Source organism: Silicimonas algicola, from assembly GCF_003970735.1.
Lineage (GTDB): Bacteria > Pseudomonadota > Alphaproteobacteria > Rhodobacterales > Rhodobacteraceae > Silicimonas > Silicimonas algicola.
Map to the genome: position 1 here is coordinate 416,141 of NZ_CP034588.1, position 16,314 is coordinate 432,454.

Genomic DNA, 16,314 nt, shown 5'->3' on the forward strand with positions numbered 1-16,314 from the left:
GGCGGAAGAAGTTCACGGCGCAGAAGGCGGCAGCAGCCTCTCGTTCCACCCGATGGACCAGTTCATCGTGCAGCCGCTGTTCGGCGACGGCCCGGTCAACGCCTTCACGATCACCAACGTCACCTTCTGGATGGCCCTCACGGTCGCTTGCATCGCGGCCCTGCTTATCCTCGGAACCCGCGGCCGCGCGCTGATCCCCTCCCGCATCCAGTCCATCGCCGAGCTTGCCTACGGCTTCGTCTACAAGATGGTCGAGGATGTGGCCGGCAAGGACGGCCTGAAGTATTTCCCCTATATCATGACGCTGTTCATGTTCATCGTGATGGCGAACTTCCTCGGCCTCCTGCCGATGGCCTTCACCACGACAAGCCACATTGCGGTCACCGCCGTCCTGGCGCTCGCGGTCTTCCTGGCCGTCACCATCATCGGCTTCGTCAAGAACGGCGCCGCCTTCCTCGGTCTCTTCTGGGTTTCGTCCGCGCCCCTGGCGCTGCGGCCCATCCTCGCGGTGATCGAGCTGATCTCCTACTTCGTGCGGCCTCTCAGCCACTCGATCCGACTTGCCGGCAACCTGATGGCCGGGCACGCGGTCATCAAGGTCTTCGCGACCTTCGCCGCCGTCGCCGCCATCGCGCCGCTGTCGATCCTGGCCGTGGTCGCCATCTATGGCCTCGAGGTCCTAGTGGCCTTCATCCAGGCCTACGTCTTCACCATCCTGACCTGCGTCTACCTCAAGGATGCGCTGCATCCGTCGCACTAGGTCGGGCCAACCAACAGTTTCAGACACACTTCCAACGTAAGGAGCATTCGACATGGAAGGCGATATCGCAAACATGGGTCAATTCATCGGTGCCGGCCTCGCCGCCATCGGTTCGGGCGCGGCCGCCATCGGTGTGGGCCACGTCGCCGGCAACTTCCTCGCCGGTGCCCTGCGCAATCCGTCGGCCGCCGCCGGCCAGACCGCCACGCTCTTCATCGGCATCGCCTTCGCCGAAGCTCTCGGGATCTTCTCGTTCCTCGTGGCGCTTCTGCTGATGTTCGCCGTCTAAGCGCGCCTCGCCATCCTTACGTGCCGGGCCGCCCAGGGGGTCGCCCGGCTGGTCACAGGGTCTGAGGAGGTCGCCATGGCGACGGAAACACTAGTAGGCGAAGGCGCGCTCGAGACTGGCTCGCACGCCGCCGAGGCCGCACCGGGTCTGCCGCAACTCGACGTCAGCACCTTCGCCAACCAGATCTTCTGGTTGGTGGTGACGCTTGTCGTCATCTACTTCGTGCTGTCCCGCGTGGCGCTGCCGCGCATCGCCAGCGTTCTCGCCGAACGTCAGGGCACCATCACGAACGACATCGCCGCGGCCGAAGAGCTGAAGAGCAAGGCCGCTGCCGCCGAGGCCGCCTACGACAAGGCGCTCGCCGACGCGCGTACCGAAGCCGGGCGCATCGCCGCCGAGGCCAAGGCCGAGATGCAGGACGACGTCGACGCAGCCATCGTCAAGGCCGATGCCGAGATCGCCGCGCGCACGTCCGAAGGCGAGGCCCGCATCGCCGAGATCCGCGAAGGTGCGGCAGAGGCCGTCCACGAGGTCGCCCGCGACACCGCACGCGCCGTCGTCGCCGCCCTCGGGGTCGACGTGGATGACGCGTCGGTCGATGCCGCCGTCGCAAACAACGTGAAGGGGTGACGCCATGAAGAGACTTCTCACGCTCGCGGCGCTCCTGACGGCCAGCCCTGCCGTCGCCGCCACCAAGAACGTGTTCTCCAGCGAATTCTACTCGCTCGCCAACACCGACTTCATCGTCCTCGTGTCGTTCCTGCTGTTCCTCGGCGTCCTCGTCTACTTCAAGGTGCCGTCCCGTCTGGCCGAGCTCCTCGACAAGCGCGCTGCCGGCATCCGGTCCGAGCTTGAGGAAGCCCGCGCCCTCCGCGACGAGGCGCAGACCCTGCTGGCCAGCTACGAGCGCAAGCAGCGCGAAGTGCAGGAGCAGGCCGACCGCATCGTGGCCGCCGCCCGCGACAACGCCACCGAGGCTGCGGAACTGGCGAAGAAGGATCTGGCCGCATCGATCGAGCGTCGCGTCCAGTCCGCCCAGGGCCAGATCGCCTCGGCCGAAGCCGCCGCGATCAAGCAGGTCCGGGACGAAGCCGCGCGAATCGCCGTCAAGGCCGCGGGCGAGGTCATCCAGCAGAAGATGAGCGCCGACAAGGCCGCGTCGCTGATCGACGATGCAATCGGCGTGGTGCGGGCCAAGCTGCACTGACGCCAGCGCTCTCGACCTCTGCAAAAGGCCCGGCCCCCGCGCCGGGCCTTTTCATGCCTGCGATCTAGACCTCAAGTTTATGCCCGTTTCCCTGAAGTTTATCGGCCCATCACCTGGGTTTATTGCCCCACATCTCAACCTGTGGCGAATGGAGAGGGACCGGTTTTGTGGGGCAACTGGGTCATCGGCGCCGTGATGCGTCGCCTAACGGAAAACGAGGAACCAGACATGAACAGACTTTTTGCCACCGCCGCCGCCTCCGCCCTGTGGGTCGGTGCGGCCCACGCCGACGCCTTCACCGACCAGGTCGTCGCGCGCTACCAGGACATGGGCTTCACCTTCGTCGAAGTGCAGGGCGGCCCCACGCAGGTCAAGGTCGAGGCGATCAAGGACAGCCAGAAGCTGGAAGTGATCTACGACCGCGTGACGGGCGCCATCCTGAAGCAGGAACAGGAACGGGCCGACGCCGATGAAAGCGACCGCACCGGCGTGCAGGTGCGCGAGCGCGACCGCGACTTCCTGAGCGACGACGATGACGATGACGATGACGACGATCGTAGCGGCCGTCATGGCGGTGACGACGACGATGATGACGACGACGACGACGATGACAACAGCGGCCCCGGTGGCGGCGATGACGACGATGATGACGACGACGACGGCGACGACCACGGCGAGTCGGACGACGACTGAACCCCAGCCCCCGAATCCTCACGGATCGGGCTTCCCCGGCGGGCCTTGCTTTTCACGCAGGGCCCGCCAATGGTGACTTGAAATGTTGAAACGTGTTTTTGTCCTGATCTACCTCGCACTTGCGATGACGGCGCCCGCGGCGGCCTCGCCGGACGAAGTCCGCGCCCGGATCGTCGCGGAACTTCGCGAAGAGGGTTACGCCGAGATCAGGATCAGCCGGACCCTGCTGGGCCGGATGCGCTTCGTCGCCGTAACCGGAGACCGCCAGCGCGAGATCGTTGTCAACCCGGCCACGGGGCTGATCCTGCGCGACTACATCCGTTTCGATCGCTCGCGCGACGGCGATTCATCCAGGTCGGCCTCAGGCGGCTCCTCGGGCAAGGGAAGCGGCGATGACGACGACGATTTCGATGACGATGACAATTCCGATGATGACGATTCCGGCGGCAACGACGATGATTCCGACGATGACGATTCAGACGACGATGACGGCGACGACGACAACAGCGGATCGGGCTCGTCGAATTCCGGCGAGGACTGACACCCCGCGCGGGGCGGAGTGTCGCGCGTGAACAACCGATACGTCCTCGGCGCGGTTCTCGTGGTCCAACTGGCCTGTGCCGCCTTCTTCGTATCGGACATCCTCATCTCGATCCTCGGGCTGCCGATAGGGCCGATCGACTGGGCCTTCGTCGAGCTGATCCAGATCGGCGCGGCACTCGGCCTCGTCATCGGCGTCGTCGTAAGCTGGCTGGCCCTGCGTCAATCGCGCCGTCGCACCGTCGCCGCCGAGGAGGCCCTCCGCCGCGCAAGAAGCGCCTTCCGCGACGTTCTGGCCGAGCGTTTCGAGGATTGGAGCCTGACAGCCGCCGAGCGCGACGTCGCCCTTTTCGCGATCAAGGGCTTCTCGACGCAGGACATCGCCGGATTTCGCGGGGTCAGCGAGGGCACGATCAAGGCGCAGACCAACGCCATCTACCGCAAGGCCGGCGTCAGCGGCCGGCCACAGCTTCTCAGCCTTTTCATCGACGACCTGATCGAGGACGAGCCGGCTCAGTCCTCGCTGGCGTGATCCATCAGAACGTCCAGCGGGATGATGTCCAACGCCTTGGTATGCGTGGCGGCCAGATTGATCCGCGGCGCCGCGCCCTCGTCCGCCGCCTGCAGGAAGCGCGAGGCGCAGAGGCACCAGCGGTCGCCGGGTTTAAGTCCGGGAAACATGAACTCGGGCCGGGGCGTCGACAGGTCGTTGCCGACGTACTTCGAATAGGCCAGGAACTCGGCCGTCATCACGGCGCAGACGGTATGGCTTCCTGAATCTTCGCGACAGGTGTTGCAGGCGCCATCCCGGAAAAAGCCCGTGACTGGCTCGGTCGAGCAGGGCTCCAGCGTCTCGCCGAGAACATTTATGGGTTCGTCTTTCTTCATGGTGCGCGCCCCCTTGAGCCACAGCTAGTCCTCATGGCGCGGGCTTCAACGCCGCCACTCGATCCATCGGCCGTGAAAGTCGGCGCGTCCCAGCTCGACCGTCTCGTCTTCGGAATACCGTGTCAGCCAGAGCCGGGCGCCGTTCTCGGCACCGTCCGTTTCCATCCCGATGCGAACAACCGGAGCCGACGAGGCCTTCATCGCGGAAAGTGCGCGCGCCGCCGTGTCCTCGGGAAAATACTGCCATGCGACGGTGTGATAGACGATGCGCCGCAGACCGCGGTCCGGGGCGGCCAGATGCTCCTCCAGCCAGGCGCCCGCATCGGCGCGCACGAACCGTGCAGGCGTCTCGCGCGCGATCCCGATGGCCTCGCTCGTCCGCGTCAGGCGGTCGGTCTGATCGGGCCAGAGATAGGCAAGAAGCCGCAGACGCCCGGCCTCCGACGCGGGGTCGAGAGGCGCCACGTCGACGCCGACCCGCGACGCCACGCGAGGCAGATCGAGCGGCGGAGGCCCGCCCCGCCACTCGGGCGAGAGGACGACCGTCGACGCCGCATCGCCCAGTGAGCCGCCCGGCGCGTCCAGACGGAACCTGTCGCAGCGCAGGTTCAGCCCGCCGCTGCACCCCAGTTCGACAAGCTCGACCGGCTGGTCCGACCCCGCACAAGCCAGCGCCAGAGCCGCCAGGATCGCCGCCGCGCGCCGCACCTCGTTCGTCTGGGGCGCCTGGCCCAGCCACTCCAGCAAGTGCTCCTCGTGGCTTCGGAAGGCGGCCTCGACGGCGGACCACAGCCGGTCGTCCGACACCTCGTGCGGCGGATATTCCTCGACCAGGGCCAGCCCTTGCAGCTTCAGCGCGTGCAGCCCGCCGGCCAGCCGCAAGGGCACGCTGTCCGCACTGGGCGAAGGGTTCCCCGGCCACCCCAAGACCCGATCCGCGACAGATGTCCCCGCCTCAAGCCGCGCGCCCGCAAGCGCCATCAGCCGTTCCATGAAGGGCGAGCCGAGAGCGGCGCAGGCGCGCGACTGGACGCCGAACGCCGCGCGGACGGTCATCGGAAGCGATCCACCAGCCTCTGAAACGGAGATTTGGCGTCTTGGGCGGGCGAGGGCTCGGGCACCTCCGCCTTCGTCTCGGCCACCTTCGCCTCGGCCTTGGTCGTCGACGACCGCGGCGGGTTCAGACGCAGCGCCACCGCGTTCTGGAACCGCCCCGCGTCACCTTCGGCCAGCGCGGCCGCGCCGTCGGACACGCCGCGCAGCAGGTCGTCCAGCCAGTCCTCGTCCGCTTTCGGAAAATCCCGCAGGACGTAGCCCGGCACCGCATCCTTGTGGCCCGGATGCCCGACCCCCATCCGCACCCGGCGATACGCATCTCCGAGATGCGCGTGAAGCGACCGCAGGCCGTTGTGTCCCGCGTGACCGCCACCTTCCTTGACGCGCAGTTTTCCCGGCGCGAGGTCGATCTCGTCGTGGAAGACGGTGACGTCGCCCGGTGTCAGCTTGTAGAACCGCATCGCCTCGCCCACGGACTGGCCCGAATTGTTCATGAACGTCTCGGGCTTCAGCAGGACGACCTTCGCCGAGCCCAGCCGTCCCTCGCTGACCTGTCCCTGGAACTTCGCCCGCCACGGCGCGAAACCGTGGTCCCCCGCGATGCGGTCCACCGCCATGAAGCCGATGTTGTGGCGATTGCGCGCGTACTTCGCGCCCGGGTTTCCGAGGCCGACGAAAAGCTGCATGGGCTAAGGTCCTTTCTGACGGCGAACCTAGCCCTCGGGCCCCTTGGCGGCAACGTCCGCCGTCAGCGCCCGAACCCTGCGAAGCTGCGGCGCTGGTCCGGACCGAGTCCCAGCCAGCCTCGCGTCACCGCCGCGATGTGCCGGACCAGCCGGACGCGCTGCGTCTCGCCCTCGATCGCCGCGGTGATCGCCGCCGCGCCGACGTGCGCCTCAAGGTCGGCCGACACGGGCTGCGTCTCGGTCAGAGGCGCGCGCGTGCGCGCGTCGATCACCTGAAGATCGAAGTCGATGTTGTGGACCGCACCCGGCGCACGCGCGACAGCGGCAGGCGTCACGCCATGAAACCGGCGCACGACCGCGGTGATGTAGACCGGACGATCGCCCGACAGTTCGCGGGCCCCCCCGAGGATCCCTTCCTTCATCAGGGCCGCGACCTGCGCCTTGCGGTCACCGAAAGGCTCGCCGTGCCAGACGATGTCGCCGCTTGGCGCATATGTGTTTGATTCCGACGCTTTGAGGCTGTCCGGGACGACGACGATCACGTCGGCGACCCGCCATCCCCGCGACACCAAGGGGTCGATCCCCTGATCGTAGGCTACCTGCCAGTTGCCCGAACACCCCGCCAGCACCGCCAGTGCCAACCCAAGGAACGCCGACCGACGCTTCATCTCGTGCCTCATTCTGCTTTTGTCTTGCCTGCGGCGCGACATTCGCAGAATTTGGTTTTCAATGCCACATCTAGTGCAAGCGCAGTGGCGCGCGCGCAACAGAACGCGCCGAGGTACAGTCAAGGGTAACGGAGGAGAGCATGAAGTTGAGAAGCGTAGCAGTCATGGCCATCGTCCTCGCGACGGCCGAACCGGCCCTCGCAGGGGCCATCGAAAACGCCTGTCTGAAATCTCAGCGTGGCAACAACCAGCGCAGCCTCTGCGGCTGCATCCAGGATGCGGCGGACATTACCCTGACGCCGTCGGACCAGCGCCTCGCCGCCAGCTTCTTCGCCAACCCTGACCGGGCGCAGCGCGTACGGACGTCGGACCGCCGCTCGGACGAGTCGTTCTGGGAGCGCTACCGCAACTTCGGCAACACCGCGCAGGTCTACTGCACCCGGTGATCCGGGAATGAAGATCCTCATCCTGACCGGCGCGGGCGTCTCGGCCGAAAGCGGCCTCGGCACCTTCCGCGACAAGGGCGGCGTCTGGACCAGGTACGACCTGTCCGAGGTGGCGACGCCCGAGGGCTTCGCCCGCGACCCGCAGAAGGTCATCGACTTCTACAACATGCGCCGCGCCAACGCCCGGGGCGCGCAGCCGAACGCGGCGCACCTGGCCCTCGCCCGGCTCCAGTCGGAGTACACGCGCGGCGAAGTCACCCTCGTCACCCAGAACGTCGACAGCCTGCACGAGGCGGCAGGCTCCGACGCCCTCCACATGCACGGTGCGCACGGCGTCGCCCGCTGCGCCGCCTGCGATGCGCGCTGGCCCGCGCCGCTCGTCATGTCGCTTAACGACCAATGCCCCGACTGCGGCCGGCCCGAGACCCGCCCGGACGTCGTCTGGTTCGGCGAGGTTCCCCACCACTTGCCCCGGATCGCGGGCCACCTCCGCACCGCCGACCTCTTCGTCGCCATCGGCACCTCCGGCACCGTCTATCCCGCAGCCGGTTTCGTCGCCGAGGCGAGGGCGAGGGGCGCGCGGACCGTCGAGATCAACCTCGAGCCATCCCAGGTCGCAGGCCAGTTCGACGAGGTGATCCTGGGCCCGGCCACCGAGACGGTCCCGGCCTGGGTGGCGCGGGTGCTGAGGGAGCGGTGAGGGTGGGCTGAGGCGAATGGCAGAGTGTAGCTCAAAGTTACCATTGCAGTTTGGCTCTGCTCAAGAGTTACAGTAGTGCTGCGCAGCCGCCAGAGCCTTCCGCCTTGGCATACCTAACAATATAAATTTTTGTTAGGTATTTAAGGGCTGAACTACCTCAACTTCCTGATCGCCGAACCGATCCACGCTGCGGCAATCTACAGGTCCGGCGTTCTCGTGCAGGTGCCTCGGCCCGAGAGATATGCCATCCACAAGCTTATCATCGCCGACCGTCGGCGTGACGGCGCGGGCAGTCTCAAGGCGTCGAAGGACCGCGAGCAGGCGGCTTTTCTGGTCGAGGCGATGGCCGAGGACAGGCCCGACGATCTTTCACTGGCTTACGATACTGCGATGGAGGCGGGACCACGCTGGCGCGAGCATATAGCGAACTCGCTCAAGCGTATGCCCGATACGGGGAAGATCCTGAGCGCGATGTGATGACCCTTCGATGGCCTGCATGCAAAGCATTAGCGGCTCGTTGAAACCCTTTTCAAGGAATGGAAGCCTTTCTAAGGCTCGTCCCTCTTCCATGGCAGTCCGGCCTGCACCTCCGAATATGTCCAACGCCTGAGTTGCGGCGCTCGGTCATGGTGGACGAACATCACGGCTTCGAGCTTCGGGGCGTCCGGGAGTGGACCCAAGGGTGCGCCCAAGCCCGCAAGAAGATCATCCAGATGAGCGGGCGTAAACCGATCGCGGACGCGTTTTGCCTCGTAGAGGGACACGTCCTCGAATGGGTAGGGATCCCCGGCGGACCCGAATTTCCAGCCTCCTTCACGGGCGACATAGATGGATCGCCGATGATTGTTGATCCTCCCGCCACGCTCCGGACCCTCATAGGACGCGAAGATGGTCGCGGTGGACGACCTTGCGACCCGTACGCCCGTACATCCGCGCGCCGCCGCCATCCGGGACACTGGCAGGAATACGTCCGATCCAATCAGGCCATTGGCGAAGTAACTGGTCCACATGTTCCCGTTTGCAACGAGAAGAGCGCGGTCCAGCGCCATGCTCAGAGGTTCAAGGTGGAGAAAGACTTCTCCCGAACTCCCCTGAAGATCGGACCGGGACATGACATGGGGCACGTCCGCCCATAACGCCGTGAACGCGGAGGCGGCTTCCTCCAAGGGCATCGCCAACAATCCGTAGTCGTTGGTGGTCGGCGCAAAACGGTCCATGCCGAAGCATACCGTGAAATAGGTCTGACGAGGTATTTCTTAACGCCCCGTCAATCTTCCTTGCCGCACGCAGCCTCCGCGCCGCTGCCTGCCGCCGATACCGCTCCATCCACCGACGCGATACCGACGCGATACAGAACACGCCTTTCCCCACCAAACCCCGCAAAACAAGGCGTTAACGCTGCCGCCTGGTCTCCGCAACACCCCCGTTCGAACGCCGCCTTAACGCGTTCCGCCCCTTGCCCCGCCCCGGACGATCCCGTAACAGGCGCGCGAACGAAGCCCGGGCCGTCCCATGCCACTTCTCGTGATGAAATTCGGCGGCACCTCCGTCGCCACGCTCGACCGTATCCGCCGTGCCGCCAAGCGCGTCGGCCGCGAGGTCGCCAACGGCTACGACGTCATCGTCATCGTCTCCGCCATGTCCGGCAAGACCAACGAGCTGGTGGGCTGGGTCGAGGAGACGTCCAAGCTCTACGACGCCCGGGAATACGACGCCGTGGTCTCGTCGGGAGAGCAGGTGACCGCCGGCTTGATGGCGCTGACGCTTCAGGAAATGGACGTGCCAGCGCGATCCTGGCAGGGCTGGCAGGTGCCGCTGAAGACGACCAGCGCCCACAGCCAGGCGAGGATCGAGGAGATCCCGACCGACAACATCAACGCCCGTTTCGCCCAGGGAATGAAGGTCGCCGTCGTCGCGGGCTTCCAGGGCGTCTCGCCCGAGGGCAGGATCACCACCCTCGGCCGCGGCGGTTCGGACACCACCGCCGTCGCCTTCGCCGCCGCCTTCGGAGCAGAGCGCTGCGACATCTACACCGACGTGGACGGGGTCTACACGACCGATCCGCGCATCACCTCCAAGGCCCGCAAGCTCGACAAGATCGCCTTCGAGGAAATGCTGGAACTGGCCTCGCTTGGTGCCAAGGTGCTCCAGACCCGCTCGGTCGAACTCGCCATGCGCTACAACGTGAAGCTGCGGGTCCTGTCGAGTTTCGAGGACAACAATGAAAGCGCCGGCACTCTGGTCTGTGCCGAGGAGGATATCATGGAATCGAACGTGGTCGCCGGAGTCGCCTTCAGCCGCGACGAGGCGAAGATGACGCTTCTCTCGGTCGCCGACCGCCCCGGCATCGCCGCCGCGATCTTCGGACCGCTGTCGGAGGCCGGGGTGAACGTGGACATGATCGTCCAGAACATCTCCGAGGAGGGTCGCACCGACATGACCTTCTCGTTGCCCGTCAACCAGGTCGCCCGCGCAAGGGCGGCGATGGAGAAGGTCAAGGCGTCGGACGAGGTGAACTATTCCGAACTCGTCACCGACGAAGATGTGGCCAAGGTGTCTGTCGTCGGCATCGGGATGCGTAGCCATGCCGGCGTCGCTGCCCAGATGTTCAAGGCTCTCCGCGACGAGGGGATCAACATCAAGGTCATCACGACGTCCGAGATCAAGATCTCGGTCCTGATCGACCGGAAGTACATGGAGTTGGCCGTGCAGGCGCTGCACGACACCTTCGGTCTCGACCGCGCCGCCTGATTTCGCCGCCTTCGGCGCCGAACCTGGCGAGGGGCTCTGCCCCTCGCTCTCCCCGGAGTATTTCGCGACAGAAGAAGACGCCTGCGGGCACTACCTTTGCGAGACGCTCCACGCCGGATTGATCCAGGGCGCGCGGTCGTCCGGTGGCAGGCGCTGTCCCAGGATGTGATCCGCCACCTTCTCGCCCACCATCATCGCAGGCGCGTTCAGATTGCCGTTGGTGATGCGGGGGAAGATCGAGGTGTCCGCGACGCGCAGACCATCGACACCGATCACCCGCGCCTCGGCGTCGACCACGGCGCTTTTGTCCCCTGCCGAACCCATCCGACAGGTGCCGCAGGGGTGATAGGCGCTCTCGGCATGGTCCCGGACGAAGGCGTCGATCGCCTCGTCCGACACGACTTCGGCGCCCGGGCGAAGCTCGTGCCTTGTGTAGGGCGCGAAGGCAGGCTGACCGAAGATCTCGCGCGTCAGCCGGATCGCCTGGCGGAAGTCGATGCGGTCCTGCTCGGTCGACATGTAGTTGAACCGCAGCACCGGCGCGTCGGCCGGATCGCCCGACCTGAGCGTGACCGAGCCGCGCGATGGCGAGCGCATCGGCCCGACGTGGGCCTGAAAGCCGTGGCCGTCGGCGACGAACTTGCCGTCGTAGCGCACGGCCAGGGGAAGGAAATGGAACTGGATGTCCGGGTATTCCACGCCCGCCCGCGAGCGGATGAAGCCCGCGCTTTCGAAGTTGTTCGAGGCTCCGGGTCCGGTCCGCGTGAGCAGCCAACGTGCGCCGACGTAGGCCTTCCCGAGGAGGTTCCAGTATCGGAAAAGCGTCACGGGCTGGCTGGCGGCGACCTGGAAGTACACCTCGAGATGGTCCTGGAGGTTCGTGCCCACACCGGGGCGGTCGGCCAAGACGTCGATGCCGTGTTCCGCCAGGTGCGCCCCTGGCCCGATCCCCGACAGCATGAGAAGCTTGGGTGAATTGAAGGCCGAGGCGGACACGATCACCTCGGCCCGCGCACGTACATGGGTCACGGCAGATTGCGTCAGGTCGACACCGGTCGCGCGACCCTCCTCGATCGTCACGCGAGAGGCGAGCCCCCGCACCAGCGTGCAGTTCGCGCGTCTGAGCGCCGGTTTCAGGTAGGCCGTCGCCGCCGACCAGCGCCGGCCCTTCCAGACCGTCTGCTCCATCGGGCCGAAGCCTTCCTGCTTCTCACCGTTGTAGTCGCCGGTCAGCTCATAGCCTGCCTGTCGCCCGGCCTCGACGAAGGCATGGTAGAGCGGGTTGGCGCGTCGCCCGCGCGTCACATGGATGGGCCCATCCGTGCCGCGAACGTCCGAGGCGTCGGGTCCGTGCCACGTCTCCATCCGCTTGAAGTAGGGCAGGACATCCGCATGGGACCAGCCGGTCGCGCCGAGCTGCGCCCAGGTGTCGAAGTCGCGGGCATGGCCCCTGACATAGACCATCCCGTTGATCGAGGACGACCCGCCGATGACCTTGCCTCGCGGTGCGGCCAGACGGCGGCCGCCCAGACCAGGCTCGGGCTCGGTCTCGTACCCCCAATTGTAGCGCGGCATGTTCATCGGGTAGGACAGCGCGCCGGGCATCTGGATCAGCGGACCCGCATCCGAGCCACCATGTTCGACCACGATCACCGACCGGCCCGCCTCGGTCAGCCGGTAGGCCAGCGCACAGCCCGCCGAGCCTGCGCCGACGATGACATAGTCGGCCTCCATCGACGGAAGGGTTCCGATGCTGCCGGTCATTCGCCCCTCGGGAACCGCTGGCCGGTCTCAAGGATGTTGAGGTCCATGTGGTTGCGCATGTAGCGTTCCGACGCCTTCTGAAGCGGCTGGAAGTCCCAGGGGTAGTAGGCTCCGTTCCTGAGCGCATCGTAGGTCACCAGGCGCCTTGCCTGGCTCTCTCGCACCTCTTCGTCGAAGCGGGGAAGATCCCACCTGTCGGCTGCCATGTGGCGAAAGCGGTCAAGCGTCGCGGCATGGGCCGGATCGGCGACGAGGTCTGAAAGCTCGTGGGGGTCTTCCGCGAGATGGAAGAGCTGCTCGGGGTCGGCGGGGCAGGCGGTGTACTTCCATCCGCCCTGCACGAGACAGACCATCGGCGCGATCGAGGCTTCCGCAGCATACTCGACGGCGACCGGAGTTTCGCGGGGCGTGCCTTGCGCCAGCGGCACCAGGCTTTCGCCCGCCACCCAGGGCGCGACCTCGGCCATGTCGACTCCGGCCAGATCGCAGAGCGTGGGCGTGACGTCGATGGTCGAGACGGGTGTGTCCACCAGCCCGGGCTGAAGATCCGGGGCGGCAACCATCAGGGGCACGCGCGATGATCCCTCGAAGAAGTTCATCTTGTACCACAGCCCGCGCTCTCCCAGCATGTCGCCGTGGTCCGAAACGAAGACCACGATGGCCTCCTGACGTGTCCGTTTCAGCACGTCGAGGATCGCACCGATCTTCTCGTCCAGGTAGCTGATGTTGGCGAAGTAGGCGCGGCGGGAGCGGCGCACGTCCTCCTCGGTCACGTCGTAGTTGTGCCAGTCATTCGCGTCGAGGATGCGTCGCGCGTGGGGGTCATGCTCCTCATAGGAGAGCGGGCCGACCTCCGGCATCAGGTGCGCGCAGTCCTCGTAGAGGTCCCAGAACTTGCGCCGCGCGACATAGGGGTCGTGCGGGTGAGTGAAGCTGACTGTCAGGCACCAGGGCCGTTCGTCGTGGCCCCGCGACAGGTCGTAAAGCTTCTGCTCGGCGTTGAAGGCGACTTCGTCGTCATACTCCATTTGGTTGGTGATCTCGGCGACCCCGGCGCCTGTGACCGAACCCATGTTGTGATACCACCAGTCGATCCGTTCTCCCGGCTTGCGGTAGTCGGGGGTCCAGCCGAAGTCGGCCGGGTAGATGTCGGTGGTCAGCCGTTCCTCGAAGCCGTGCAGCTGGTCGGGACCAACGAAGTGCATCTTGCCCGAGAGGCAGGTGGCGTAGCCGGCACGGCGCAGGTGGTGGGCGTAGGTCGGGATATCCGAGCCGAACTCGGCTGCGTTGTCGTAGACGCGGGTCCGGGACGGCAGGAGGCCCGACATGAAGCTGGCCCGCGCCGGGGCACAGAGCGGGCTGCCGGTATAGGCGTTGCGGAAGCGTACCGATCGCTCGGCCAGTGCTTTGAGGTGTGGCGCGTGCAGCCATTCGGCAGGACCGTCGGGCCAGAGCGTGCCGTTCAACTGGTCGACCATGAGGATCAGGATGTTTGGACGGCTCATGCGGCACCTTTCAGTTCGAGAGCGAGGGCCGACAGCGCGGCGCGGGTCGCCGCTGCGCCGTCCGGCGTATCGGCGAGGCTGTGGCGGAGGTAGAGGCCGTCGATCAGCGCACCGATCCGTATGGCCGAACCCAGGGGGTCTTGCGCTCCAAGCTGGCGCAGGGCGTGGACGAGGTTCGACCGCAAGCGGCGGCGATAGACGCGCAGAAGACGCGCTGCGTCCTCGGAGGACAGCGCCAGGAGGTAGAAGTTGACCCAGGCAGCCACTGTGTCGGGCTGGAAATTCGAAGGCGCGAAACTGGCGCGGATGACGGCCTCGACGCGGGCCGCAGGTCCCGAGGCGGCGACGAGGCGGGATCGGACTTCTTCCGAATAGACCTTCAGGACATGGCGCATCGCAGCCAGCAGGATGTCGTCCTTGCCGCCGAAGTAATGATGCGCGAGGCCCGACGAGACGCCTGCGCGCCTCGCGATCCCGCCAACGGTCACGTCGAGCGACCCGGCCGCCCCGATCTCGGCGATGGCCGCGTCGATGAGAGCGGCCCGTCTTACCGGTTCCATTCCAAGCTTTGGCATGTTTACCTTTGCACAAGGTCCATCAAGGACCGCAAGTATTCTTGATTGACTGGTCAGTCAATAAAACAGGGAGCCAGAAGATGCGACTCAAATCCGCCTTGTCCGCGCTTGCCATCGTGAGTGCGGCCCCCGCCCTAGCCGATTGCGATACCGTCACCTTCTCGGACGTGGGCTGGACCGACATCACCGCCACCACCGCCGCAACCTCGGTCGTGCTCGAGGCACTGGGCTACGACACCGAGACGAAGGTGCTGTCGGTGCCGGTCACCTATGCCTCGCTCGCCGAGAAGGATGTCGATGTCTTCCTCGGCAACTGGATGCCCACGATGGAAGCCGATATCGCCAAGTATCGCGACGCAGGCACGGTCGACACGGTGCGCGCGAACCTGGAGGGCGCGAAGTACACGCTTGCCGTAAACAAGGCCGCGGCCGATCTCGGGATCACCTCCTTCGCCGACATCGCGGCGAACAGGGACGCTCTCGAAGGCAAGATCTATGGCATCGAGCCGGGCAATGACGGCAACCGCCTCATCATGGACATGGTTGAGCAGGACGCCTTTGGGCTGTCCGGCTTCGAGGTCGTGGAAAGCTCCGAGCAGGGAATGCTCGCGCAGGTGGCGCGTGCTGACGGTCGCAGCGAGCCGGTCGTGTTCCTGGGCTGGGAACCGCATCCTATGAACGCCAATTTCGACCTGACCTATCTCGAAGGCGGCGACGACTGGTTCGGCCCTAACCTGGGCGGCGCCACGGTCTATACAAACACGTCGGCGGGCTTTGCCGCCGAGTGTCCTAACCTCGGCACGCTGCTGAACAACCTCGAGTTCTCGCTCCAGATGGAGAACGAGATCATGGGCGCTATCCTCGACGACGGGAAGGACCCCGAAGCGGCGGCGACCGAATGGCTGAAGGCGAACCCCGGCACGCTCGATGGCTGGCTCGCCGGCGTCACGACGAAGGACGGCGCCGAGGGTCTGGATGCCGTGAAAGGGGCGTTGGGGATTTGAGAGAGAACGCGGGGGCCCTGCCCCCGCACCGCCGACGTAACTGAAAAGACGTGAGGCGGCCTGATCAGGTCGCCTTTTTCATCAACGCCTCGTCCTTCTCCCTCGCCCGGATCGCGGCGGGCCGGGAGACGAGGCGGCCGGCATAGGACGTGAAGCTGGGCTTCTCGGGGATCGTCTTGAACTGGAGCCCCCAGGCGATCTGCGCGCCGAGATACACGTCCGCCGCGGTGAATGTGTCGCCGAGAAGCCAGGTGCGTCCGTCCGAAAGATGCGCGTCAAGCGTCCGGCACACCCGTCCGAGGCTGCCGTAACCCGTGCGTCCTCGCTCCATCGGATCAGAAGTCTTCCAACCGAAACTCTCGTTGACGACGGCATGCTCGACCGGGCCCGCGCCGAAGAAAAGCCAGCGGTAATAGGGGCCCCGGTCCGGGGAGGACACGTCTGGCGCCAGGCCCGCTTCGGGGAAAGCGTCGGCGAGGTAGGCGCAAATGGCGGCCGCCTCGGTGACGATGACGCCGCGATGCCGGATCGCGGGAACCTTGGCCATCGGGTTGACGGCCTTGTAGGTGTCACCATGCATGGATGCGCCGAATTCGACGATGTGGGTGTCGTAAGCGCAGCCTGTCTCCTCGAGCATCCATCGCGCGATCCGCCCTCGAGACATTGGGTTGGTGTAGAAGGCGAGGTCCGTCATCGTCTTGCTCCCTGTCCGTCGATCGCGAGAGTATACGAGAGCCCGGAAATGGAAAGCGCGCGGGTGGGAGAGTCCCGCGCGCTTTCTC

20 protein-coding genes and 1 pseudogene are annotated in these 16,314 nt (G+C 66.0%); 12 read left to right on the plus strand and 9 right to left on the minus strand.

Going from position 1 to position 16,314, the window contains the following annotated elements:
• The first annotated feature begins 52 nt into the window (after positions 1-52).
• The 7 genes from EF888_RS02020 to EF888_RS02050 all read left to right on the plus strand — a co-directional run bounded on the left by EF888_RS02020 (position 53) and on the right by EF888_RS02050 (position 4,021).
• Entirely contained in the window at positions 53-760 is a 708-nt protein-coding gene (locus EF888_RS02020) for a F0F1 ATP synthase subunit A (protein WP_109757910.1), read from the plus strand.
• A gap of 52 nt (positions 761-812) precedes the next feature.
• Positions 813-1,049: a F0F1 ATP synthase subunit C gene (locus tag EF888_RS02025; protein ID WP_109757214.1), complete on the plus strand. Its 237-nt coding sequence runs from the start codon at positions 813-815 to the stop codon at positions 1,047-1,049.
• A gap of 75 nt (positions 1,050-1,124) precedes the next feature.
• The gene (locus EF888_RS02030; protein WP_109757215.1) at positions 1,125-1,679 is read left to right on the plus strand and encodes a F0F1 ATP synthase subunit B'; all 555 of its coding nucleotides are present in this window, start codon (positions 1,125-1,127) and stop codon (positions 1,677-1,679) included.
• A gap of 4 nt (positions 1,680-1,683) precedes the next feature.
• Positions 1,684-2,256 (plus strand): F0F1 ATP synthase subunit B, encoded by a 573-nt coding sequence (locus tag EF888_RS02035; protein WP_109757216.1) that lies wholly within the window; start codon positions 1,684-1,686, stop codon positions 2,254-2,256.
• Positions 2,257-2,484: 228 nt separating this feature from the next.
• Positions 2,485-2,949 carry a PepSY domain-containing protein gene (locus EF888_RS21635; RefSeq protein ID WP_164721553.1) on the plus strand — a complete coding sequence of 155 codons (465 nt, stop codon included), beginning with the start codon at positions 2,485-2,487 and terminating at the stop codon, positions 2,947-2,949.
• 82 nt (positions 2,950-3,031) lie between these two features.
• The gene (locus tag EF888_RS21640; protein WP_109757219.1) at positions 3,032-3,490 is read left to right on the plus strand and encodes a hypothetical protein; all 459 of its coding nucleotides are present in this window, start codon (positions 3,032-3,034) and stop codon (positions 3,488-3,490) included.
• 27 nt (positions 3,491-3,517) lie between these two features.
• Positions 3,518-4,021 (plus strand): helix-turn-helix transcriptional regulator, encoded by a 504-nt coding sequence (locus EF888_RS02050; RefSeq protein ID WP_109757911.1) that lies wholly within the window; start codon positions 3,518-3,520, stop codon positions 4,019-4,021.
• On the opposite strand, the gene EF888_RS02055 is transcribed toward EF888_RS02050, so the two are convergent.
• From EF888_RS02055 to EF888_RS02070, 4 genes are all read right to left on the minus strand, one after another.
• A complete protein-coding gene (locus tag EF888_RS02055; protein ID WP_109757220.1) occupies positions 4,003-4,377 on the minus strand; it encodes a DUF2237 family protein in 375 nt (124 codons plus the stop codon). The genes EF888_RS02050 and EF888_RS02055 overlap by 19 nt on opposite strands.
• Positions 4,378-4,422: 45 nt before the next feature.
• Positions 4,423-5,433, minus strand: a complete 1,011-nt coding sequence (locus EF888_RS02060) for a DUF2332 domain-containing protein (protein WP_109757221.1) — start codon at positions 5,431-5,433, stop codon at positions 4,423-4,425.
• Positions 5,430-6,119, minus strand: coding sequence for an aminoacyl-tRNA hydrolase (pth, locus tag EF888_RS02065; RefSeq protein ID WP_109757222.1), 690 nt, complete (start codon positions 6,117-6,119; stop codon positions 5,430-5,432). The genes EF888_RS02060 and pth overlap by 4 nt, the downstream gene beginning before the upstream one ends.
• A gap of 62 nt (positions 6,120-6,181) precedes the next feature.
• Complete coding sequence (locus EF888_RS02070; RefSeq protein WP_109757223.1) at positions 6,182-6,787, minus strand: DUF6778 family protein; 606 nt, start codon at positions 6,785-6,787, stop codon at positions 6,182-6,184.
• Positions 6,788-6,927: 140 nt separating this feature from the next.
• Here EF888_RS02070 and EF888_RS02075 point away from each other — a divergent pair, with 140 nt between their 5' ends.
• The 3 genes and pseudogenes from EF888_RS02075 to EF888_RS02085 form a co-directional block, all read left to right on the plus strand.
• On the plus strand, positions 6,928-7,233 hold the full coding sequence (locus EF888_RS02075) for a hypothetical protein (protein ID WP_109757224.1): 306 nt from the start codon (positions 6,928-6,930) through the stop codon (positions 7,231-7,233).
• A 7-nt stretch (positions 7,234-7,240) separates the two neighbouring features.
• A complete protein-coding gene (locus tag EF888_RS02080; RefSeq protein ID WP_109757225.1) occupies positions 7,241-7,933 on the plus strand; it encodes an NAD-dependent deacylase in 693 nt (230 codons plus the stop codon).
• 147 nt (positions 7,934-8,080) lie between these two features.
• Positions 8,081-8,410: pseudogene (locus EF888_RS02085) on the plus strand (GSU2403 family nucleotidyltransferase fold protein); the annotation flags it as partial.
• Between the two features lie 71 nt (positions 8,411-8,481).
• Here the strand turns inward: EF888_RS02085 and EF888_RS02090 are convergent.
• Positions 8,482-9,150 (minus strand): hypothetical protein, encoded by a 669-nt coding sequence (locus EF888_RS02090; protein WP_126918469.1) that lies wholly within the window; start codon positions 9,148-9,150, stop codon positions 8,482-8,484.
• 295 nt (positions 9,151-9,445) lie between these two features.
• Here EF888_RS02090 and EF888_RS02095 point away from each other — a divergent pair, with 295 nt between their 5' ends.
• Positions 9,446-10,684: an aspartate kinase gene (locus EF888_RS02095; RefSeq protein ID WP_109757227.1), complete on the plus strand. Its 1,239-nt coding sequence runs from the start codon at positions 9,446-9,448 to the stop codon at positions 10,682-10,684.
• Between the two features lie 90 nt (positions 10,685-10,774).
• Here EF888_RS02095 and betA read toward each other — a convergent pair whose 3' ends face one another.
• Genes betA through betI form a run of 3 tightly spaced genes read right to left on the minus strand, consistent with a single transcriptional unit; the run spans position 10,775 to position 14,528 of the window.
• Positions 10,775-12,418 carry a choline dehydrogenase gene (betA, locus tag EF888_RS02100; RefSeq protein ID WP_109757912.1) on the minus strand — a complete coding sequence of 548 codons (1,644 nt, stop codon included), beginning with the start codon at positions 12,416-12,418 and terminating at the stop codon, positions 10,775-10,777.
• A 26-nt stretch (positions 12,419-12,444) separates the two neighbouring features.
• Complete coding sequence (betC, locus tag EF888_RS02105) at positions 12,445-13,953, minus strand: choline-sulfatase (RefSeq protein ID WP_109757228.1); 1,509 nt, start codon at positions 13,951-13,953, stop codon at positions 12,445-12,447.
• Complete coding sequence (gene betI / locus EF888_RS02110; protein ID WP_109757229.1) at positions 13,950-14,528, minus strand: choline-binding transcriptional repressor BetI; 579 nt, start codon at positions 14,526-14,528, stop codon at positions 13,950-13,952. The genes betC and betI overlap by 4 nt, the downstream gene beginning before the upstream one ends.
• An 80-nt stretch (positions 14,529-14,608) precedes the next feature.
• Here betI and EF888_RS02115 point away from each other — a divergent pair, with 80 nt between their 5' ends.
• Positions 14,609-15,532, plus strand: coding sequence for a choline ABC transporter substrate-binding protein (locus EF888_RS02115; RefSeq protein ID WP_109757230.1), 924 nt, complete (start codon positions 14,609-14,611; stop codon positions 15,530-15,532).
• Between the two features lie 64 nt (positions 15,533-15,596).
• Here EF888_RS02115 and EF888_RS02120 read toward each other — a convergent pair whose 3' ends face one another.
• On the minus strand, positions 15,597-16,226 hold the full coding sequence (locus tag EF888_RS02120; RefSeq protein ID WP_109757231.1) for a glutathione S-transferase family protein: 630 nt from the start codon (positions 16,224-16,226) through the stop codon (positions 15,597-15,599).
• Between the last annotated feature and the right edge of the window lie 88 nt (positions 16,227-16,314).